Genomic DNA, 17907 nt, shown 5'->3' on the forward strand with positions numbered 1-17907 from the left:
GCCTCGGGCCTAAAACGGTTGTCGAAAGCCTCGCGGGAGCTACTCGACGGAAACGGCCGCCGCGGCGACCGCCGGGCGATGAGCGGCCGAGACGGGCCCGGGCGCCCTATCGGTCGATCGGACCGCCGCGCGGCTCACGCGAAGAGCGTTCGAACCGACGCGATCACGCGGTAGCCGACGCCGTAGCCGAGCAGCGCCGGCGGGGCCCCGGCGACGAACGTGCGCGGCCAGGAGGTCCCGTGGACGACTCGGAACCCGATCAACAGCAGCGCCGCCGCGTACGCGCCGCAGGCGATCCGCAGCGCCGGGATCGGCGGGCCGGCGAGCGCCATCGGCGAACTGGCGTATGCGACGACCTGTACGGTCTCGCTGACCCCGCCGCGGTCGCGCAGTCCGAGCCCGTCGTCGATCTCGACGCTGGCGACGATGACGCTCACCGTCGCGACCGCCGCGGTCAGGTGGAGCCCCACCGGGGCCGCGAGCGCGATCACGACGAGGAAGACGACGAGCGCAGAGACGGGCACGGACGCCACGATCCCGGGAACTACGGACGGAGCGGCGACCATCCAGCCGAGTGCGAACGCGGCCGCGACGGCGACGGCGAACGTCAGCGCGGGCGCCTGGTCTCCGGGCGACACGCCGTTGGCGAAGAGGCGGCCCGGCCGGACGAGGGCTTCGGCCCACGCGCGAGCGATCCCGCGCGGTCCCCGCGCTCTCCCGCCCGCCCGATTCTCGATCCACGATGTCACGTGCGCCTTTCGGCCGGGTGGAATAACGGGGTTCCGGTTCGGAGCGGCCCTCGGCGGGGACGACAGCGGGCTCGCTCGTTCTCCAGTCTGATAAGCGGCGGGTAAATGTTTATACGAGGGCGTACTGAGCGGTAGTCGAATGCGCGCGTTTCGGAACGACGAGCGGGGATTCACCCCGATAGCCGGCACGGGACTGCTCGTCGGTATCGTCGTCCTCCTGTTGGCTATCGTCGGGGCCGCGATGTTCGGCCTGATCGACGGGGTCGCGCCGCCGGACGCGGAGTTCCAAGTCGAGCGGGAGGGGAGCGAACTCGTCGTCGCCGCCGCCGGGCCCGAGCCCGTCGCCGCCGAGGAGCTGTACGTCCGCGGCGAGGACCCCGACGGCGAGGTCGAGTTCGGCGCGTGGCCCGGCGACGGGATCGTCGAGCCCGGCGACCGCGTGGTCGTGCCGAACGCGACCGGGAACGAGCAGTTCGACGTGGTCTGGGAGCCGGTGGCGTTCGACACCCACGAGACCCTCGGCACCTACAACGGCGAGGATTCGGCCATAAGCGAGTGGGCCGAGGAGGAGCCGGGGGCAGACCCGCTCGGCGGCGGTGGCGGCGGGTTCTGACGAGCGCGAGACCGGACCGAGCCGCGCAGCTACTCCACGCTCACCCACTCGCCGCGCTCGACGGAGCGCTCGATCGCGTCGAGGACCTCTTGGACCGCGTACCCCTCAGCGAACGACGGCGAGAACTCGTCGCCTTCGGCGGCCGCCGAGAGGAACTCGAAGGTGAAGTTCCTCATCGGCCACAATCAGGATTCGCGGGTGATGGAAACGACCTACCAACACCTGTCGGATGAAGAGTTCAACCTCGCTGTGGAAGAGTCGCACGGGTATGAAGTGGAGGAAGACGACTCGGCGCTGACGCCGGCGACGTGTATCACCTGTGACGAACCGCTGCCGGGGTCGGCGAAGGCGTGTCCGAGCTGTGGGACGGTATACACACCGGACGCACAAGACGCGAAGGCACAGATCACGGAAGGGGTCAAAGAGTCGTACAAGCAGGCCGATCCACAGGACGCTGAAACGATGGAAGAGATCGAGGCGGTCGAGTCGGCGCTCGATGAGAACATGGACGCGATTATGGAAAGCGACGAATTGATGAACAAGATCGCAGACCGGGTCGCCGAGCGAATCGACGACGGTACCTAATCCATCGTTTCCTGAAGCCAGTTCTGAAGATCCTCCCCGGTAATGTCGGTGTTCCTTCGCAGGGTGTGGAGTTGGTCCATCGTAAGAGAACGATCGCCGTTCTCATATCGCCGCTCAAGTTCGTCGATATCGGGATCGTCGCTCGGAGTTTCCACCGGTTCTGTCTCGATTGTTAGCTCGAAGTTGGTGACGCGCTCGCCGCGCTGTTCCGCGACTTGTTCCACGGCCTCTCGGAGCATAGTTTCAAAATCAAAGTGGATTCTCGGCTGTGGGTTGGTGTATTCTTCCGGGAAGTATTCCCTCACGACACCCTCGCCGTAGCTTTCCTCCGCGCGTTCGATATCCTCTTCGGTCGGTAGGGTTGCGGCGTCGGTCTGTGTGATAACGGGGCTTGCGTCGGTGATCGCGGTGTACAAGAACGCGAGCCACGAGCGAGAACCCATCTGGATCTCTTGAGTGAGCCGGAGCTTCTCAGGGTCTAATTCACGAAGCCCGGTGGATGTGGTAATATCCCGCTTCTTGGCAGTACGAATCCCCCTCGTTAACGTCGCCGATTTCGAATCTCCACTCCGATATCTTATCGTCGTATGGGTTCCCACACCCCGGGCACCGCGGCTTATTCTTATCCGGATCGGACATATTCCACACAGGGTGTTCGGTGGTACTTAGTCGTCAGGTAGATTGTAGTCGATGTAGTGGGTGGGGATCGAAAAGTCGCACAAGTGTGGGTAGCGACCGGTAATATAGGTGGATCCGGTGGAAAGAAGGTTTCCAACAGGGGCCGACTACAACGGCTACAACCGACCCGGACGGGCGGGGATTCAACACACCGCGGTGTGCTTTCGAGCGTGCCGGCTCGGGGGCTACAGATCCACCCACCGCCCGCGTTCGTCGGACTCTGTGATCGCCCCAAGGATTTGCTGGACCTCATACCCATCCTCGAAGGTGGGGAACGTGTCCGGTACATTTCCTGTGGACACGGCGCGTAAGAACTCGTAGTTCTCGTGGACGAACGTGTGCTCCCAGCCGATGACGTGGCCGGGGGGCCACCACCGGTCGACGTACGGGTCGGTCTCGTCGGTGACGAGGACCGTCTGGTAGCCGCGGTCGCCCTCGCGGAGCACCTCCAACTCGTTGAGCCGCTCCAGGGAGAACTTCAGGCTCCCCTTCGAGCCGTGCACCTCGATCGTGTGGTCGTTCTTGTGACCGGTCGCGAACCGGGTCGCCTCGAACGTCCCCGTCGCCCCCGACTCGTACGCGACCTGCGCGGAGTAGGCGTCGTCGACGGTCACGTCGCGGTACTCCTCGACGGCGCGGTCGTCAACGTCGTCGCCGTCGCCGTCCTCCCCCGAGTCGCCGTCGGCGTACACGGGGCGCTCGTCGACGAACGTCTCTAGGTGGCCGGAGAGGCGGTCGATCCCGCCCACTTCGTCGCCGACGAGGAAGCTCGCGAGGTCGATCGTGTGGGCGCCGAGGTCGCCGAGCGCGCCGGAGCCCGCCATGTCGGCGTCCATGCGCCACGCCCACGGCGCCTCGGGGTCGACGAGCCAGTCCTGGAGGTACCGCCCGCGGACCTGCCGGATATCGCCGAGCTCGCCGTCCTCGATCAGTCCCTTCGCGTAGCGGATCGCCGGGACGAACCGGTAGTTGAACGCGGTCCCGGCGGGCACGTCGGCCGCGGCCGCGGCGTCGCGCATGGCCGCCGCCTCGTCGAGCGTCGGCGCGAGCGGCTTCTCGCAGAGGACGGGGACGCCGGCCTCCAAGGCCGCGATCGACGGCTCCGCGTGAACGTGGTTCGGCCCGAGGTTGTAGAAGACGTCCACCTCGTCGAGGGCGTCGCGCCAGTCGGTCGCGGTGTGCGCGAAGCCGAAGCGCTCCGCGGCGTCCGCGAGCGCGCCCTCGTCGCGCCCGACGAGCGTGTGGCGCTCGATCGGGGGCGCGTCCGGGAAGAACATCGGCAGTCGCGCCATCGCGTTCGCGTGCGCCTTCCCCATGAATCGATACCCCAAGACGCCGATTTTGAGTGGATCTCGTGTCATCGTGGTTCGTGTCCCGTCCGCGGTCACTCCGCCCAGTAGGCGTCGCCCGGTCGCGCCTCGAACACCGCTCGATCGAGCACGTCGACCGCCTTCTCCAACCCCTCGCGCGAGGAGGTGAGCGAGTCCTCGTGTTCTATCGAGAGCGCGCCCTCGTAGCCGACCATCCGGAGCGTCGAGACGACGTCCTTCCAGTGGCCCTCGTCGTGCCCGTAGCCGATCGAGCGGAACAGCCACGAGCGGTCGGGCTCCTCGGCGTAGCCCGTCGTGTCGAGCACGCCCTTCACCCTGGCGTTCGCGTCGTACACCTTCGTGTCCTTGGCGTGGAAATGGTGGATCGCGTCGTGCTCACCCAGGAAGCGGATCGCCTCGGGCACGTCGATCCCCTGCCAGTAGAGGTGCGAGGGGTCGAAGTTGGCGCCGATCCGCTCGTTCGTGGCCTCCCGCAGCGCGAGCATCCCGGTGGGTTCGTAGACGAGCATGTTCGGATGCATCTCGATGGCGACGTCGACGCCGTGGTGGTCGGCGTGTTTCGCGAGGTCCGTCCAGTACGGGATCGCGACCTCGTCCCACTGGTACTCGTGGGCGTCGGCGTGCTCCGTCGGCCACGGCGCCGTGATCCAGTTCGGCGTGGAGTCGCCGGGCGCCCCCGCGGGGAGTCCGGAGAAGCAGGTGACGGTGTCGACGCCGAGTGCGCCGGCCAATTCGATCGCCTCCCGGAGCTCGCGGTCCGCCGCCGCGGCGCGCTCCTCGTCGGGATGCAGCGGGTTGTTGTGGGTCGCGAGCGCCGAAATCCGGAGGTCATGCTCGTCGAGCAGGCCGAGCAGGTCCTCGCGGGCGGCCTCGTCGGCGAGGTGCGCCTCGCGGTCGACGTGGTCCTCGCCCGGCCACCCCCCGACGCCGAGCTCGACCGCGTCGACCCCGATGGAGTCGAGATACGCGGCCGCGTTCTCGATCGATTCGCCGCCTAACGGAACCGTCAGTACGCCGATGTCCATGCGCGAAATAGTACAACACCCCGAATAAATCTTCAGGTGGTGGCGACCGACGGGAGCCGACGGTCGAATCCCGCCCCCGTTCCGGGCGTTTTCGGCCTCCTTTCGGCCCGACGCGAGGCCGCGAACCACATGAGGTTTTAACGGGTGGAACGCGTATGACGGAGTATGGGAATCCTCTCGCGCGCCTCCTACGTCATCCGCTCAAAGGTGAACGCCCTCCTGAACCGGGCGGAGGATCCGACGGAGTCGCTCGACTATTCGTACGAACAGATGCGCGACGAGCTCCAAGACGTCAAACAGGGGATCGCCGACCTGACGACCCAGAAGAAGCGCCTGGAGATACAGAAGCGTAAGCTCGAAGAGAACGTCGAGAAGCACAACCGACAGGCCCGCGAGGCGGTCCAACAGGACCGAGACGACCTCGCGCGGAAGGCCCTCGAAAAGAAGAAGTCGAAGATGAGTCAGATCGAGGAGCTGGAGGGCCAGATCGCGAAGTTAAACGACACCCAAGAACAGCTCGTCGAGAAGAAGAACAAGCTCCAGAACCGCATCGAGGAGTTCCGCACGAAGAAGGAGACGATGAAGGCCCGCTACGAGGCCGCGGAGGCGTCCACTCGCGTCTCGGAGGCGATGACCGGCGTCGGCGACGAGATGGAGGACGTGAGCCGCTCGATCGAACGCGCCGAGGAGCGGACCGAGGAGATGGAGGCGCGCTCGGAGGCGATGGACGAGCTCGAGGACTCCGGCGCCTTCGAGGACGCGCTCTCGGACAAGGACAGCATCGACCGAGAGCTCGAGAGCCTCTCGACGAACAGCGAGGTCGACGCCGAACTGGAGACGCTGAAAGGCGAACTCGGGAAAGGGGAGCCAGCGAACGGCGGCGCCGAGGCGAGCACCGACGAGGAGATCGACGACGAGCTGGCGGACATCGAGTCGGAGATCGACGCGGACGAGCTTGAATCGGACCTCGACGACGGCGACGCCGACCTCGACGAGGAGCTCGACGTCGAGCTGGAGGAGTCGGAAGTCGACGCCGACGAGCCGAAAAACTGACGCGACGGGTCGTTGAAACCGACGCGCTACTGCCCCGCACTCGGCCGCGCGCCCGTCCCCGCCCACTCTTGCTCTCCGAGTCGGAGCTCGCCGCCTTCCATCCCGATCCCGTCGTACGGATCCTCGGCGAGCAGCAGCGAGCCGTCGAGGTCGGCGTAGTCGAGCAGCGGCGCGAGCTGCGCGGCCGCCGCGATCGACGCGTTCGATTCGATCATGCAGCCGCACATCACCTCGAGTCCGTGAGCGCGGGCGGTCGCGATCATCCGTCTCGCCTCCAGCAGGCCGCCCGTCTTCATCAGCTTCAGGTTCGCGATGTCGCAGCGGTCGGCGATCGCGGGGACGTCCGAGAGCGTGACGCACGACTCGTCGGCGGCGATCGGGAGCGCGGACCGCTCGTAGACGAACCGGAGCCCCTCGGGGTCCTCGGCGGGCACCGGCTGCTCGACGAACGCCACGTCCCGTTCGGCGAGCATCTCGCTCTTGTCCACCGCCTCTCGGGGCGTCCACGCCTCGTTGGCGTCGACGCGGAGTCGGGCGTCCGGCGCGGCGTCTCGGACGGCGTCGACCAGCTCTCGGTCCCGGTCGGTTCCGAGCTTGATCTTGAGAACGGAGTAGCCGGCCTCGACCGCGTCAGCTGCCTTCTCGCGCACGCGCTCCGTCTCGTCGAGCCCGATCGTGTAGGAGGTCGCCGGCGCGGTCGACGGATCGAGGCCCCAGAGCCGGTGAAGCGGGACGCCGAGCCGCTTCGCGGCGAGGTCGTGGACGGCGATCGAGACGGCGGCCCGGGCGGCCGGGTTGTCGCCGACCGCGTCCCCCATCCGCGACTCGATCTCGTGGAGGCCGTGCGGGTCGCCGACCGCTTCGACGACCGAGAGGAGCTCCGGGAGCACCGCCTCGACCGTGGCGGCCGTCTCGCCGTAGTGGGCCGACGGAGCGGCGCCGCCGACGCCGGTCATCCCGGCCTCGTCGGTAATCTTCACGATAACGTTCTCGGCCTCGGTCTGGGTACCCCGCGAGATGGTGAACGGGTTCTCCAAGGGGAGTGAGACGCGTTCGAACTCGGTCTCGAGGCTCATTCGCCGTCGGTCCCTCCGTCGGGGGCTGCCGCTCCGAGCCCCGCGCCGACGATCCCGTCGACGATCGCCTCGGCGCCGTCCCTGACCGGGTCGGCCGCGGGGGTTCCGATCTCCTCGCCGAACGCGGCGACCGCGTCGGCGGCCGCATCGTCGTCGTCGACGTCTTTGGTGTTGAGCGCACCGGCGACGACGCTCGCCTCGTTGACGGGGGCCGCCAGCCCCTCGTAAAGGTCGACGTAGTCGGCGAGCGGGGGGAGCGAGAAGGACTCGTAGCCGTGGACCGCCTCGCGGCCCGCGGCGTGACAGAGGACGAGCCCGTCGGTCATCGAGCCGTGGAGGATACCGCAGGTGACCGCCGAATAGGCGGGGTGGACGATGCTCCCCTGCCCCTCGACGACGAGGAGGTCGCGGTCGTCGCCGACCGCGACGAGCATGTCCTCGACCGCGCCCGCCGTGAAGTCGGAGACGACGCGGTCGATCGGGTTCCCCCACCCGGCGATCATGATGCCGGTCTGGCCGGTCGGGACGAACGCGGCGTCGATCCCGCGCTCGCGGGCGGCGGCGACGACCTCCAGCGAGGCGGTCATCTTCCCGACCGAGCAGTCGGTGCCGACCGTGCACACCACGTCGGCGTCGACGTCGCCCGAGCCGCCGGTCGCCACGGTGAGGTCGTCGTCGGGCTCGCGCACGTCGAAGAGGTCGACGCCGTGCTCGGCCGCCAGTTCGGCGAGCTCGTTGTCCTCGTTCAGGAAGTAGTGGAGCCCGCTGACCACGTCGCAGCCGGCCTCAATCGCGGCCTCGACGTCCGGGCGCCACGACTCGTCGAAGCCGCCGCCGATCGGTGAGATCCCGATATATAAAGCGTCGACGTCGCCGCCGGCGGCCGCGTACGCCTCGTCGAACGACTCGACGATCGGCGCGTCCGTGACGTCCGGCACGTGGTCGCGTACGCGGTCGCCGGCGCAGTCGCGGTCGAGGACGGCGCACACGTCCTGGTCGCCGTAGCGCATCACGCCGAGCGCGGTCTTCGCGCGGTCGGGGAACTTCTCGTGGGCGAGGACGGCGATCCGCTCGTGGTCCATGGTGGGTCGGTCGCCCCGGGCATTCTTAAAAGAGTCGGGGGCGGTCCGCGAGTCGATCGGCGGCGTCGTCGTCCGAAACCCCGAAACGGTGTCGAGAATATTTATAAACAACTGCGGTGGCGCGCCCCGGTGAGCGGCCCGAAGGGCCGCGAACCGCGAGGGCGAAGCACGACGACGCAAGCACCGCAGCGAGTCGCGCGAGTCCTCGCGGCTGAGGCTTTGGAGGTGTTCACAACTGCTCTGGACTCTCTTATAAACGGACGGCTAACGCGTGAGGGACGCGTCCCGCGTTTCCAGCGGTCATATATAAACTAACGACGCCGGGGTCGATATCCGCGTATTCAGGCGCTGCCGTCGACGAACTGTTCGGCGCCCTCGTAGAACCAGTAGCCGTTCTCGCGCATCACGCGGCCGAGCTCCTGATGGAACTCGACGAAGTCCGCGAACTCCTCCTTCTCGACGCCCTCGAAGATCTCCTCGACGGAGACGACCGTCTCGAAGTCGATCCGGATCGGGTGGTCGCCGTACTGCTCGACGTACGCCGCCGCCGACAGCGGGAAGTCCTCCTCCTCGTCGACCTTCTTCGCGAGCACCGCGTGGCCGTACTGCCGCATGCCCTCGCTGCCCTGCTCGCCGTCGGGGTCGTGTGGCCAGTCCATACCCACCGTTTACCGTGCCGCAGGAAAGTCGTTGCGCTCCGTCGGACGCCTCGCGCGGCATCGCGCCGCCGCCCGTGTCGATATTTCGAACGCGAGAGATATGCTGATTAAGTGAACTGTAACACAATTTATTAACTGTATCTATAACAGAAAAACATTTAGAACATGTGAAATCAATCGTTAGGTTGGATCGGACTATGAAAGCAGTAGTATACCAAGAGCCGTACGACGTGGCCGTCGAAGAGGTAGAAGAGCCGGAGATCGAACACCCGAACGACGTCGTCGTCGACATCACGACGTCCTGTATCTGCGGCTCCGACCTGCACATGTACGAAGGTCGAACCGCGGCCGAGGAGGGTATCGTGTTCGGTCACGAGAACATGGGGATCGTCTCGGAGGTCGGCGAGGCGGTCTCGACGCTGGAGGAGGGCGACCGCGTGGTCATGCCCTTTAATGTCTCCTGCGGCTTCTGTCAGAACTGCGAGGAGGGGTACACGGGTTTCTGTACCAACGTCAATCCCGGCTTCGCGGGCGGCGCGTACGGCTACGTCGCCATGGGGCCGTATCCGGGCGGACAGGCCGAGAAACTCCGCGTCCCGTACGCGGACCACAACGCGCTGAAACTGCCCGAGGGACGGGAACACGAGGACGCGTTCTCGCTGCTCGCGGACATCTTCCCGACGGGGTGGCACGGCACCGAACTGGCGAACCTCCAGCCCGGCGAGTCCGTCGCCATCTTCGGCGCCGGCCCGGTCGGACTGATGGCCGCCTACAGCGCGAAGATCAAGGGCGCCGCCGAGATCTACGTCGTCGATCAGGTGCCGAGCCGACTGGAGTTGGCCGAGGAGCACTGCGACGCGCACGCCATCGACTTCTCCGAGGGTGACCCCGTCGACCAGATCATCGAGATGCACGGCGGGATGGTCGATAAGGGCGTCGACGCGGTCGGGTATCAGGCGACCGACCCCGAAGACGTCGACACGGACACGGAGGACTACTCCTACCAGCCCGCCAAGGAGAACCCGGCGGTCGTGATCAACAACCTCATCCGCGTGGTCCGACCGACCGGCGAACTCGGCATCCCCGGCCTGTACGTGCCGGAGGACCCGGGCGCGCCCGACGACATGGCCGCCCAAGGGCGGCTCGGCATCGACTTCGGGAAGTTCTTCGAGAAGGGACTCAAGTGCGGCACGGGTCAGTGTAACGTCAAGTCGTACAACCGGTACCTCCGCGACATGATCATCGAGGGGCGCGCCGACCCGAGTTGGGTGGTCTCGCACCGCGTCGACCTCGAGGAGGCGCCGGAGATGTACGAGGCGTTCGACGCCCGCGAGGAAGGCGTCACGAAGGTCCTGCTCGAACCCTGAGTCGACGAGGCGCCGCCTCGTCGTTGCAGTTCCCGTTCCGATTTTTTCACGCCGCGTCGACCGTCAGGCCCGGAGCCACGCTTTCGGATGCTCCACCCGGAGGTGCGACTGATACCGCGAAACGAGCTCCGGATACCCGTCGGCGACGCAGTGCCAGTCGCAGTGGTCACAGCGTCGCTCGACCGCCTCGTCGCCTTGCACGTGTCCGCCCCGCCTGTATGTGACCATGGTGAGGTGTCGCCGCGGTCGACTCGCGCCGATAGGTACCGTACGTCACGAACCGGGTTCACTCTGTCGGCGGCGTCGGGGCGTGCTCCCGCCGGCGGTCGCGGATCGACTCTCTCCCGGCACCGCCGAAACCGGTATGTCGGTCCTCCGCGTTGCGTCTCGTATGTGCAAGTACTGTAACTGGGCGTTCCACGACGGGTGGGGCGAGCTGTTGAAGTACGACGACGTCTATCAGTCGGCGGTCGGCGCCGAGACCGAATCCACCCACGGGTTCCACGAGGACTGGGACGACCTGCAGGCGGAACTCGGTATCTGACTCGGGCCGACCGGTGAGGTCGGCTCAGATCGGGAACGCGTCCGCGCTCTCGACCGCGTCCGGGTCCGATACCGCGAGGTCGTCGAGTTCCCGTCGAATCCGCGCTTCGTTCATCTCGCTGCCGATGAACACGAGTCGCGTGCGGCGGTCGTCGTCGGGCCCCCACTCGCCGATCGGTCCCGCCTGCACCGAGGGGCCGGCCTGACTCACGCCGATGACCTCGTCGGTGCCCGCGACGTTCGCGACCCCCTTCGCCCGAACGATGGCGCCGTCCCAGTCGTCGAGCCACGCCGCGAACGGCTCCGGATCGAGTTCCTCCGCGGAGCGATAGACGAACGAGTCGACCCCGTGGGCCGCGGCGGCGCCCTCGTCGTGGTCGTGGCCGTGATCGTGTTCTCCATCTCGTCCGTGTCCGTCCGCCCCGCTCTCGGCGATCGCGCGCTTCCACCCTGGAGACTGCTTGGCCGTCTCGAAGTCGAACCGACCCGTGTCGAGCACCTCCCCCGGGTCGACCTCGGAGTAGCTGGTCCGGATCCGCTTCGCCCGCGGGCCGAGCCGGTCGGCGACCGACTCGATCTCGTCGAGCACGTCGTCGGGGACCATGTCCGTCTTGTTCAACACGAGCACGTCGCAGAACTCGACTCCCTCGACGAGCACGTCCGCGAGCGGGCGGTCCGCGGCCGGTTCCCCGTCCCCCGGGAGGGTTTCCCCCGCGTCGAACTCCTTCCAGAACCCGTAGGTGTCGAGGACCGTCACCATCGTGTCGAGCCGGAAGCGCTCCGTCGGGTCGACGTCGGAGTCCTCGGTCCCTTCCGTGAACGCCCGAGCGATCGGGATCGGCTCGGAGATGCCCGACGACTCCACGAGCAGGTAGTCGAACTCGCGAGACTCCGCGAGCGCCGCGGCCTCGCTCAGCAGGTCGTCCTGCAGCCGGCAGCAGATGCAACCGTTCGAGAGGTCGACGATCCCCTCGTCGTCGTTCTCGCGCGCGACGAGCTCGGCGTCGACGTTCACCTCGCCCATGTCGTTCAGGATGACGGCGATCCGCCTGTCGCCGGGATCCGCGAGCAGGTGGTTCACCATCGTCGTCTTCCCGGCGCCGAGGTACCCGCTGAGAACGGTCACGGGAATCCGATCGTCGGTCATGTGCGTTACCGTGAGACGTGCTACCAGTATGAAACGATCGATCGGCGGGGTTCCCGTCGTCACAAATTTCACGTTCACGGAGGCGCCGGTGCCCGAGCACGTCGAAGCCCGCCACAACGACGAGACGGTGTTAGTAGAGCGGGTGTGACTGACTGAGTGGTGCCGAAAACCGGTCTCAGGGGGTATAAACGGACCGCGGTGGCGCGTGCCGACGAGCGCCCGTAGGGCGTGAGTCGCACGCGCGAGGGAGTCGCGAGCGACGTGGGCGACCGAAGGGAGCCCCGAGTGAGCGACGAGGCTGGGGAGGCGTGAGGCCGCGGTCCCGCGAGCGGCGCGAGCGGGAGCACGGAAGTCGCAGCCCGCGCAGCGAAGCGAGCAGGAACGTCTTCCGGTGATGCGGTCGGGGCGGGACTCGAAGGGGCAGTCGCGAGGACTGCGCAGGCGACGCAAGCACTAGAGGGAGCGAGCGGCGCGAGCGACCGAAGCGCGCAGCGAGCGTGCGCAGTCCTCGCGGCTGGGGCTTTGGAGGTGTTCATCACCGATCCGTCAGCAACTATTTATAAGCGAGCGGCTGGGGCTCTGAAAGCGTTCTGCGTCGAGCCACCGGTGGTCGTACAGCCGAGCGGCTGGGGCTTGGGAGGCGGTCACCGCAATACTCGTAGCGGTCGTTTAGAAGCGATCGTCGAGGACCTCTCAGCCGGCTCCCCCACCACCAACCGCCCCCTATCGCTCGATCCCGCCCTGCGCTTTGATCTGCATGATGTGCCGGACGTTCAGATAAATCTCCTCGGGAGACGTCTGCTCGTCGGGGTCGTATAAGTCCGAGACGCGATAAAGGATCGCCGAGAGCTGCTTGCTCTCGGAGCTGTCGCCCCGCACGTCGCCCGCGATCTCGCGGAGGAACGTGCGGAGCTCGTCGTCCTCGGGGAACTCCCCCGCAGCCGCGTCCGCGGCCGACTCCGGGACGACCGGGTCGACGCCTGCGGCGTCGAGGGGGTCGGCGGGGTCGTCGTCCTCACTGCGCTCGCGCTCTCCGTCCTCCCCGCTCATCGTCCCTCGGTCACCCCGCGGCGGCGCACCACCCCGGCGTTGTTCGCGACGTTCTCCACTATCACCCGGAACGCGTCCGCGGTCTCGCCCTCCCCCAAGACCACCGGCTCGCCGTCGTCGCCGCCGGTCCGGACCGCGGGATCAAGCGGGACGCCCCCCAAGAAGGGGAGTTCGTGCTCCTGCGCGATCGCCTTTCCACCGCCGGAACCGAAGATCTCGTGGAAGCCGCCGCAGTCCGGACACCGGAAGCCGGCCATGTTCTCGGCGATTCCGAGCACGTTCGTATCGTGCTTGCCGAACATCCGGAGCCCCTTCACCGCGTCGTCGAGCGCGACCTCCTCCGGCGTCGTGACGATCACGGCGCCCGTCAGCGGGAGCGTCTGGAGGATCGTGAGCTGGGTGTCACCGGTGCCCGGCGGCAGGTCCATGATCAGGTAGTCGAGTTCGCCCCACTCCACGTCCTCGACGAGTTGAGTGATGATCTTGTGGACCATCGGCCCGCGCCAGATGACCGGGTCGTCCTCGCCGGTGAGGAAGTCCATGCTCATCAGTTTCACGCCGAAGCGCTCGGGCGGGACGATCGTCTCGCCGTCGGTCTGCGGGCGCTCCTCGGCCGAGACCATCCGCGGGACGTTCGGCCCGTACACGTCGGCGTCAAAGAGCCCGACCCGCGCGCCGAGCCCGGAGAGCCCGGCCGCGATGTTGACGGCCATCGTCGACTTGCCGACGCCGCCCTTCCCGGAGGCGACCGCGATCACGTTCTTCACGCCCGGCAACACCTGCTCGTCCGCGTCCAATTCGTCCGGGATCGACGCCGAGAGATCCACCTCGAATCCCGTGTCGGCGAGCGCCGCCCGGACGTCCTCGGCGATCGCCGACTCGTGCGGCGAGAACGGCGCGCCGAGCGCGAGCGACACGCGGACCGTCCCGCCGGCGCCGTCCTCGCCCGCCTCGACGGCGACGTGGTTCACCAGCCCGAGCGAGACGATGTCGTCCCCGAGGTCGGGGTCCCGCACGTCCGCGAGCCGCTCCCGGATATCCGCTTCGTTCATGCCCGGAGGGAGGGCGGTGGGGCGAATAAGGGTTCTGTACCCCGAATCAGTCGACCCGCGTGCCGGCGTCTTCCCCCCGTAGGAACGGTATCAGTCCGTCGGCGCCGAACACGTACGCCGGCGCGCCGAGCGCCAGGAGCTCACGGACCTTCGCCGCCATCCCGCCCGAGACGTCGGTCGCGTCGCTCGCGCCGAGCGCGTCGGCCACCGCGTCGAACGAGTCGATGGCGGGGATCACCTCGCCGTCGGCGTCGAGGACGCCGGGAACGGTCGAGCAGACGCCTACGCGGCGCGCCCCGAGGCCCGCGGCGAGCTCGACGACCAGTTCGTCGCCGGAGACGACGGTGACCCCCTCTCCCGCGGTCGCGACGCCGTCGCCGTGGAGTACGGGAACGAACCCCTCGTCGAGCAGCGTCGCGGTCGAGCCGCGCGGCAGGTCGAGGTCGCCGGCGACCCCGTCGGGGCGAGCCGAGAGCGACAGCGGGTGGACCGGCACCGCGGGCACGTCGCGGTCGTGAAGCCGGTCGAGGACCGCCCGGTTCAGCGTCGTCATCGCCCCGTGGATGTCCATCACCCCCGCCGGGTCACGCGTTCCCGCGCTCGTCGACACGCCGTGCTCGCTGGCGTGATGATGACCGAAGCTTCCGCCGCCGTGGACGACGACGAGCCGCTCGACCGAGCCCTCGGCGAGGGCCTCGGCGATCGCGTCGCAGGCGGCCGCGAGGGCGTCGTCGTCGAGCGTCTCGGGCCGGTCCTTCTCGGTGATCAGGCTCCCGCCGAGCTTGAGCACGACGGGGGGCGCGGGGTCGGAGTCGGCCGCGTCGTCGGCCTCGCGGGCGGTGTCGTCGGCGTCCGCCCCGGACGCACCGCGGTCCGCGGTCACGACTCCACCACCCGGACGCCCTCAGTCGCCAACTCGGCGCGGAACGAATCCTCACACCCCTGCGTGAACGAGAGCGCGGTTTCCGTCGCGTCGCTGGCGTCGAGCGCGACGATACAGCCGCCGCCGCCCGCGCCCGTGAGCTTTGCGCCGTGCGCGCCCGCGTCGCGAGACGCCCACACCATCGCGTCGAGCGACCGCGCCGAGACGCCGAGCGCGGCGAGCAGGCCGTGGTTGAAGTCCATCAGCTCGCCGAGCTCCGCGAGTAGCTCCGGCGACGGCTCCGTCTCGGGGACGGCGTCGGCCAGCAGCGCCTCACCGGTCCGGACGAGGTCGCCGATCGACTCGACGGTGTCCGCCGCGAACCGGTACTCCTCGCGGAGCTCGCCGACGCCGGCCACGAGCTCGCCGGTGTCGCCGGCGCCCCCGTCGAAGCCGACGACGAACGGCAGGTTCGGCGCCTCGATCGGTTCGCAGTCGTCGCCCTCGACGCGGACCGCACCGCCCATCGTCGAGCAGAAGGTGTCCGCGCGCGACGCCTGCCCGTCCTGCACCTCGAACTCCGCGCGGTACGCGCGGTCGGCCAATTCGCGGCGGTCGAGCGGCTCCCCGAGCGCGCGGGTCGCGGCGTCGATTCCCGCGACCACGACGGCCGCCGACGACCCTAGCCCAGCCCCGAGCGGAATATCGCTTTCGACGGTGATGTCAAAGCCCGCGTCGGGGGCGTCGGCGGCCGAGCGCGCCTGCCGGACCGCGGCGTCGACGTACCCCATCGCGGCCTCGACCAGCGGCGTCGGCACGTCGACATCGGGGCGGTCGCCGGTGCCGCCGGAGTACTCCACCGTGAACCCGTCGAGCGAGAGGTCCTCGGCCTCGACGCGGACGTGGTCGTCGGCCCGCGGCTCGGCGGTCACCGTGGCGCGTCGCTCGATGGCGGCAGGTACGGCCGGCTCGCCGTACACGACGGCGTGTTCGCCGAAGAGATACACCTTCCCCGGCGCTTCACAGACGGTCATACGAACTCCCTCTCTCCGCGGGCTTACAGGCGTTGCGCTTGTCGGGTCGCCGTCGGCAGTTCTCGAAGGTGGGACGGCAAGAGGCTCCTCCCCCGCCACCTTTTCGGCGTCGGCCCCCGTCCCGTTCGCCATGACGCAGATCTCGTCGCTACTCACGCGGTCGGTCGCGAACTTCGTCGACGGCGTGGCTGTCGCGATACCGCGGCTGCTCTCGGGGGTGGTCTTCCTCACGCTGGCGTACGTGACGGTCCGGATCGTCCTCGTGATCGTCAGGTCCTCGATCGAGCGCGTGTACGTCGGCAACCGCGAGCTCGTGGGCGATCTCATCGTCACGCTGGTGGCGATCTTCCTGTGGTTCGGCGTCGCCCTGACGTTTCTGAAGGTGCTCGGAATGGGCGACATCGCGGCGAGCCTCGGCACCGCCGTCGGCTTCATCGCGCTGGGCGTCTCCTACGCGCTCTCGGAGATGATAGAGGACACGGTGGCCGGCGTCTACCTCCTCCGCGACCCCGACTTCAACGTGGGATACCGCGTCGAAGCGAAGGGCGTGACGGGGATCGTCGCCGCCATCGAGCTCCGGAAGACCCGGATCGACACGGACGACGGCGACCGGGTCGTGCTCGCGAACCGAGAGATAGAACCGCGCTGGACCCACGACGTGCCGGAAGCGGACACCGACTCCACCGACGGACACGAGGAGTCGCCGACCGGCGCGGAATCCCGAGACAACAGTTAATTAGCGGGGCCCGGATCTCGCCTCCATGTCCTCCACACCGGAGACGAGAGACGTCAGTACCGCCGACGGCGACACGACGATGGCGGCTATCACGCACATCCTCGCGCTGTTCACGTGGCTGATCGGGCCGCTCGTCGTCCTGCTCGTGACCGACGACGAGTTCGTGAAGGCGAACGCGCGGCGCGCGATCGACTGGCAGATCTGGTTCACGCTCTACTCGATCGTCGCCGCGGTCCTGATCGTCGTCGGCATCGGACTCCTGCTCCTCCCGCTGCTCGGACTCCTCGATACCGTCTTCGTGATCGTCGCCGCGGTGAAGGCGGCCGACGGCGAGACGTGGCACTACCCGCTGACGATCGACCTGCTGTAGGTCGCGATCGCGACGCCCGTCGTCGCGGCGAACGCCGTGGCTACGGGATCGAATCGCGCGTCAAAAAGTCGAACTCGACGTCGAAGACCGGTTACAGTTCGTCCTCGAAGTCGTCGAGGGCGAACACGGTGTCGGCGCCGCGGCGGTCGAGCGTCTCGTTGGCGAGGAGCCAGTAGACGACCGACAGCGCGCGTCGACCCTTGTTGTTCGTCGGGATGACGAGGTCGACGTTCGACAGCTGGTTGTTGGAGTCGCACATCGCGATGACCGGGATACCGACGGTGATGGCCTCCTTGACGGCCTGTGCGTCGCCGATCGGGTCGGTCACCACGACGACGTCCGGCTCGATGTAGCCGGCGTAGTCGGGGTTCGTCAGCGTGCCGGGAATGAAGCGCCCCGTGCGGGCGCGGGCGCCGATGGCGTCCGCGAACTTCTCGGCCGGGAATCGACCGTACTGCCGCGAGGACGTGACGAGGATCTGCTCGGGGTTGTAGTCCGAGAGGAAGTCCGCCGCGGTGCGGATCCGCTGGTCCGTCGTGCTCACGTCGAGCACGTACAGGCCGTCGTCGCGGACGCGGTGGATGAACCGCTCCATGTCGGCCGTCTTCTGCTGGGTCCCGATGTGGACACCGGCGGAGAGGTAGTCCTCGACGGGGATCAGCAGGTCGACGTCGTCGTCGGGCATGACGTCGTCGTCGAACGGGGAGGCCTCCTCCTCGTCGGCGGCGTCGCCCGCCTCGTCTGCGTCTCCGGTCTCGGCGTCGGCGGGTGCCTCCTCGGCAGCCGCGTCGGCGGTCGGTTCCTCGGTCGTGTCGGCCTCCTCCTCGACCGCCGCGTCGACCGCCTCGGTCTCCGCGTCGTCGTCGAGTTCGACCGCGTCGTTGTCTTCGCTCAT

Annotated in this window: 21 protein-coding genes and 1 pseudogene; 7 read left to right on the forward strand and 15 right to left on the reverse strand. The window is 68.0% G+C overall.

Annotation, left to right across the window (positions count from 1 at the left end):
- Positions 1–134 precede the first annotated feature (134 nt).
- Positions 135–749, reverse strand: coding sequence for a YIP1 family protein (locus tag OQF71_RS03055; protein ID WP_280585731.1), 615 nt, complete (start codon positions 747–749; stop codon positions 135–137).
- A gap of 139 nt (positions 750–888) precedes the next feature.
- On the opposite strand from OQF71_RS03055, the gene OQF71_RS03060 reads away from it, so the two are divergent.
- Positions 889–1362: a type IV pilin gene (locus OQF71_RS03060; protein ID WP_280585732.1), complete on the forward strand. Its 474-nt coding sequence runs from the start codon at positions 889–891 to the stop codon at positions 1360–1362.
- A gap of 29 nt (positions 1363–1391) precedes the next feature.
- On the opposite strand, the pseudogene OQF71_RS03065 reads toward OQF71_RS03060, so the two are convergent.
- Positions 1392–1523, reverse strand: a pseudogene (locus OQF71_RS03065) (gfo/Idh/MocA family oxidoreductase); the annotation flags it as partial.
- A 1-nt stretch (position 1524) separates the two neighbouring features.
- Here OQF71_RS03065 and OQF71_RS03070 point away from each other — a divergent pair.
- Entirely contained in the window at positions 1525–1947 is a 423-nt protein-coding gene (locus OQF71_RS03070; protein WP_280585733.1) for a hypothetical protein, read from the forward strand.
- On the opposite strand, the gene OQF71_RS03075 is transcribed toward OQF71_RS03070, so the two are convergent.
- The 3 genes from OQF71_RS03075 to OQF71_RS03085 form a co-directional block, all read right to left on the reverse strand.
- The gene (locus OQF71_RS03075) at positions 1944–2546 is read right to left on the reverse strand and encodes a hypothetical protein (protein ID WP_280585734.1); all 603 of its coding nucleotides are present in this window, start codon (positions 2544–2546) and stop codon (positions 1944–1946) included. The two genes, OQF71_RS03070 and OQF71_RS03075, sit on opposite strands and share 4 nt — an antisense overlap.
- Before the next feature lie 264 nt (positions 2547–2810).
- On the reverse strand, positions 2811–3986 hold the full coding sequence (locus OQF71_RS03080; RefSeq protein WP_280585735.1) for a Gfo/Idh/MocA family oxidoreductase: 1176 nt from the start codon (positions 3984–3986) through the stop codon (positions 2811–2813).
- Positions 3987–4009: 23 nt separating this feature from the next.
- On the reverse strand, positions 4010–4981 hold the full coding sequence (locus OQF71_RS03085; protein ID WP_280585736.1) for a sugar phosphate isomerase/epimerase: 972 nt from the start codon (positions 4979–4981) through the stop codon (positions 4010–4012).
- Between the two features lie 165 nt (positions 4982–5146).
- Here OQF71_RS03085 and OQF71_RS03090 point away from each other — a divergent pair, with 165 nt between their 5' ends.
- The gene (locus tag OQF71_RS03090) at positions 5147–6034 is read left to right on the forward strand and encodes a PspA/IM30 family protein (protein WP_280585737.1); all 888 of its coding nucleotides are present in this window, start codon (positions 5147–5149) and stop codon (positions 6032–6034) included.
- A 26-nt stretch (positions 6035–6060) separates the two neighbouring features.
- On the opposite strand, the gene OQF71_RS03095 is transcribed toward OQF71_RS03090, so the two are convergent.
- From OQF71_RS03095 to OQF71_RS03105, 3 genes are all read right to left on the reverse strand, one after another.
- On the reverse strand, positions 6061–7110 hold the full coding sequence (locus tag OQF71_RS03095) for a dipeptide epimerase (protein WP_280585738.1): 1050 nt from the start codon (positions 7108–7110) through the stop codon (positions 6061–6063).
- Positions 7107–8192: a DUF1611 domain-containing protein gene (locus tag OQF71_RS03100; RefSeq protein ID WP_280585739.1), complete on the reverse strand. Its 1086-nt coding sequence runs from the start codon at positions 8190–8192 to the stop codon at positions 7107–7109. Before OQF71_RS03100 ends, OQF71_RS03095 begins: the two co-directional genes overlap by 4 nt.
- Positions 8193–8533: 341 nt before the next feature.
- On the reverse strand, positions 8534–8851 hold the full coding sequence (locus OQF71_RS03105) for a DUF5785 family protein (RefSeq protein ID WP_280585740.1): 318 nt from the start codon (positions 8849–8851) through the stop codon (positions 8534–8536).
- Positions 8852–9048: 197 nt separating this feature from the next.
- Between OQF71_RS03105 and OQF71_RS03110 the strand changes: the two genes are divergently transcribed.
- Entirely contained in the window at positions 9049–10218 is a 1170-nt protein-coding gene (locus OQF71_RS03110; protein ID WP_280585741.1) for a glutathione-independent formaldehyde dehydrogenase, read from the forward strand.
- Positions 10219–10281: 63 nt separating this feature from the next.
- On the opposite strand, the gene OQF71_RS03115 is transcribed toward OQF71_RS03110, so the two are convergent.
- Positions 10282–10419: a hypothetical protein gene (locus tag OQF71_RS03115; RefSeq protein WP_280585781.1), complete on the reverse strand. Its 138-nt coding sequence runs from the start codon at positions 10417–10419 to the stop codon at positions 10282–10284.
- Positions 10420–10609: 190 nt separating this feature from the next.
- Here OQF71_RS03115 and OQF71_RS03120 point away from each other — a divergent pair, with 190 nt between their 5' ends.
- On the forward strand, positions 10610–10762 hold the full coding sequence (locus OQF71_RS03120; RefSeq protein WP_004046465.1) for a hypothetical protein: 153 nt from the start codon (positions 10610–10612) through the stop codon (positions 10760–10762).
- Positions 10763–10786: 24 nt separating this feature from the next.
- Here OQF71_RS03120 and OQF71_RS03125 read toward each other — a convergent pair whose 3' ends face one another.
- The 5 genes from OQF71_RS03125 to mvk form a co-directional block, all read right to left on the reverse strand.
- Complete coding sequence (locus OQF71_RS03125) at positions 10787–11908, reverse strand: GTP-binding protein (RefSeq protein ID WP_280585744.1); 1122 nt, start codon at positions 11906–11908, stop codon at positions 10787–10789.
- Between the two features lie 723 nt (positions 11909–12631).
- On the reverse strand, positions 12632–12958 hold the full coding sequence (locus OQF71_RS03130) for a hypothetical protein (protein ID WP_280585746.1): 327 nt from the start codon (positions 12956–12958) through the stop codon (positions 12632–12634).
- Complete coding sequence (locus OQF71_RS03135) at positions 12955–14010, reverse strand: Mrp/NBP35 family ATP-binding protein (protein WP_280585747.1); 1056 nt, start codon at positions 14008–14010, stop codon at positions 12955–12957. The genes OQF71_RS03130 and OQF71_RS03135 overlap by 4 nt, the downstream gene beginning before the upstream one ends.
- 46 nt (positions 14011–14056) lie before the next feature.
- A complete protein-coding gene (locus tag OQF71_RS03140; RefSeq protein ID WP_280585780.1) occupies positions 14057–14800 on the reverse strand; it encodes an isopentenyl phosphate kinase in 744 nt (247 codons plus the stop codon).
- Positions 14801–14889: 89 nt separating this feature from the next.
- Positions 14890–15906 (reverse strand): mevalonate kinase, encoded by a 1017-nt coding sequence (mvk, locus tag OQF71_RS03145; RefSeq protein ID WP_280585749.1) that lies wholly within the window; start codon positions 15904–15906, stop codon positions 14890–14892.
- Positions 15907–16036: 130 nt separating this feature from the next.
- On the opposite strand from mvk, the gene OQF71_RS03150 reads away from it, so the two are divergent.
- Positions 16037–16642: a mechanosensitive ion channel domain-containing protein gene (locus OQF71_RS03150; protein WP_280585751.1), complete on the forward strand. Its 606-nt coding sequence runs from the start codon at positions 16037–16039 to the stop codon at positions 16640–16642.
- A gap of 25 nt (positions 16643–16667) precedes the next feature.
- The gene (locus OQF71_RS03155; RefSeq protein WP_280585752.1) at positions 16668–17012 is read left to right on the forward strand and encodes a DUF4870 domain-containing protein; all 345 of its coding nucleotides are present in this window, start codon (positions 16668–16670) and stop codon (positions 17010–17012) included.
- Between the two features lie 91 nt (positions 17013–17103).
- On the opposite strand, the gene rpsB is transcribed toward OQF71_RS03155, so the two are convergent.
- Positions 17104–17907 carry a 30S ribosomal protein S2 gene (rpsB, locus tag OQF71_RS03160; RefSeq protein ID WP_280585753.1) on the reverse strand — a complete coding sequence of 268 codons (804 nt, stop codon included), beginning with the start codon at positions 17905–17907 and terminating at the stop codon, positions 17104–17106.

The organism is Halorubrum sp. Boch-26 (genome assembly GCF_029889805.1).
Lineage (GTDB): Archaea > Halobacteriota > Halobacteria > Halobacteriales > Haloferacaceae > Halorubrum.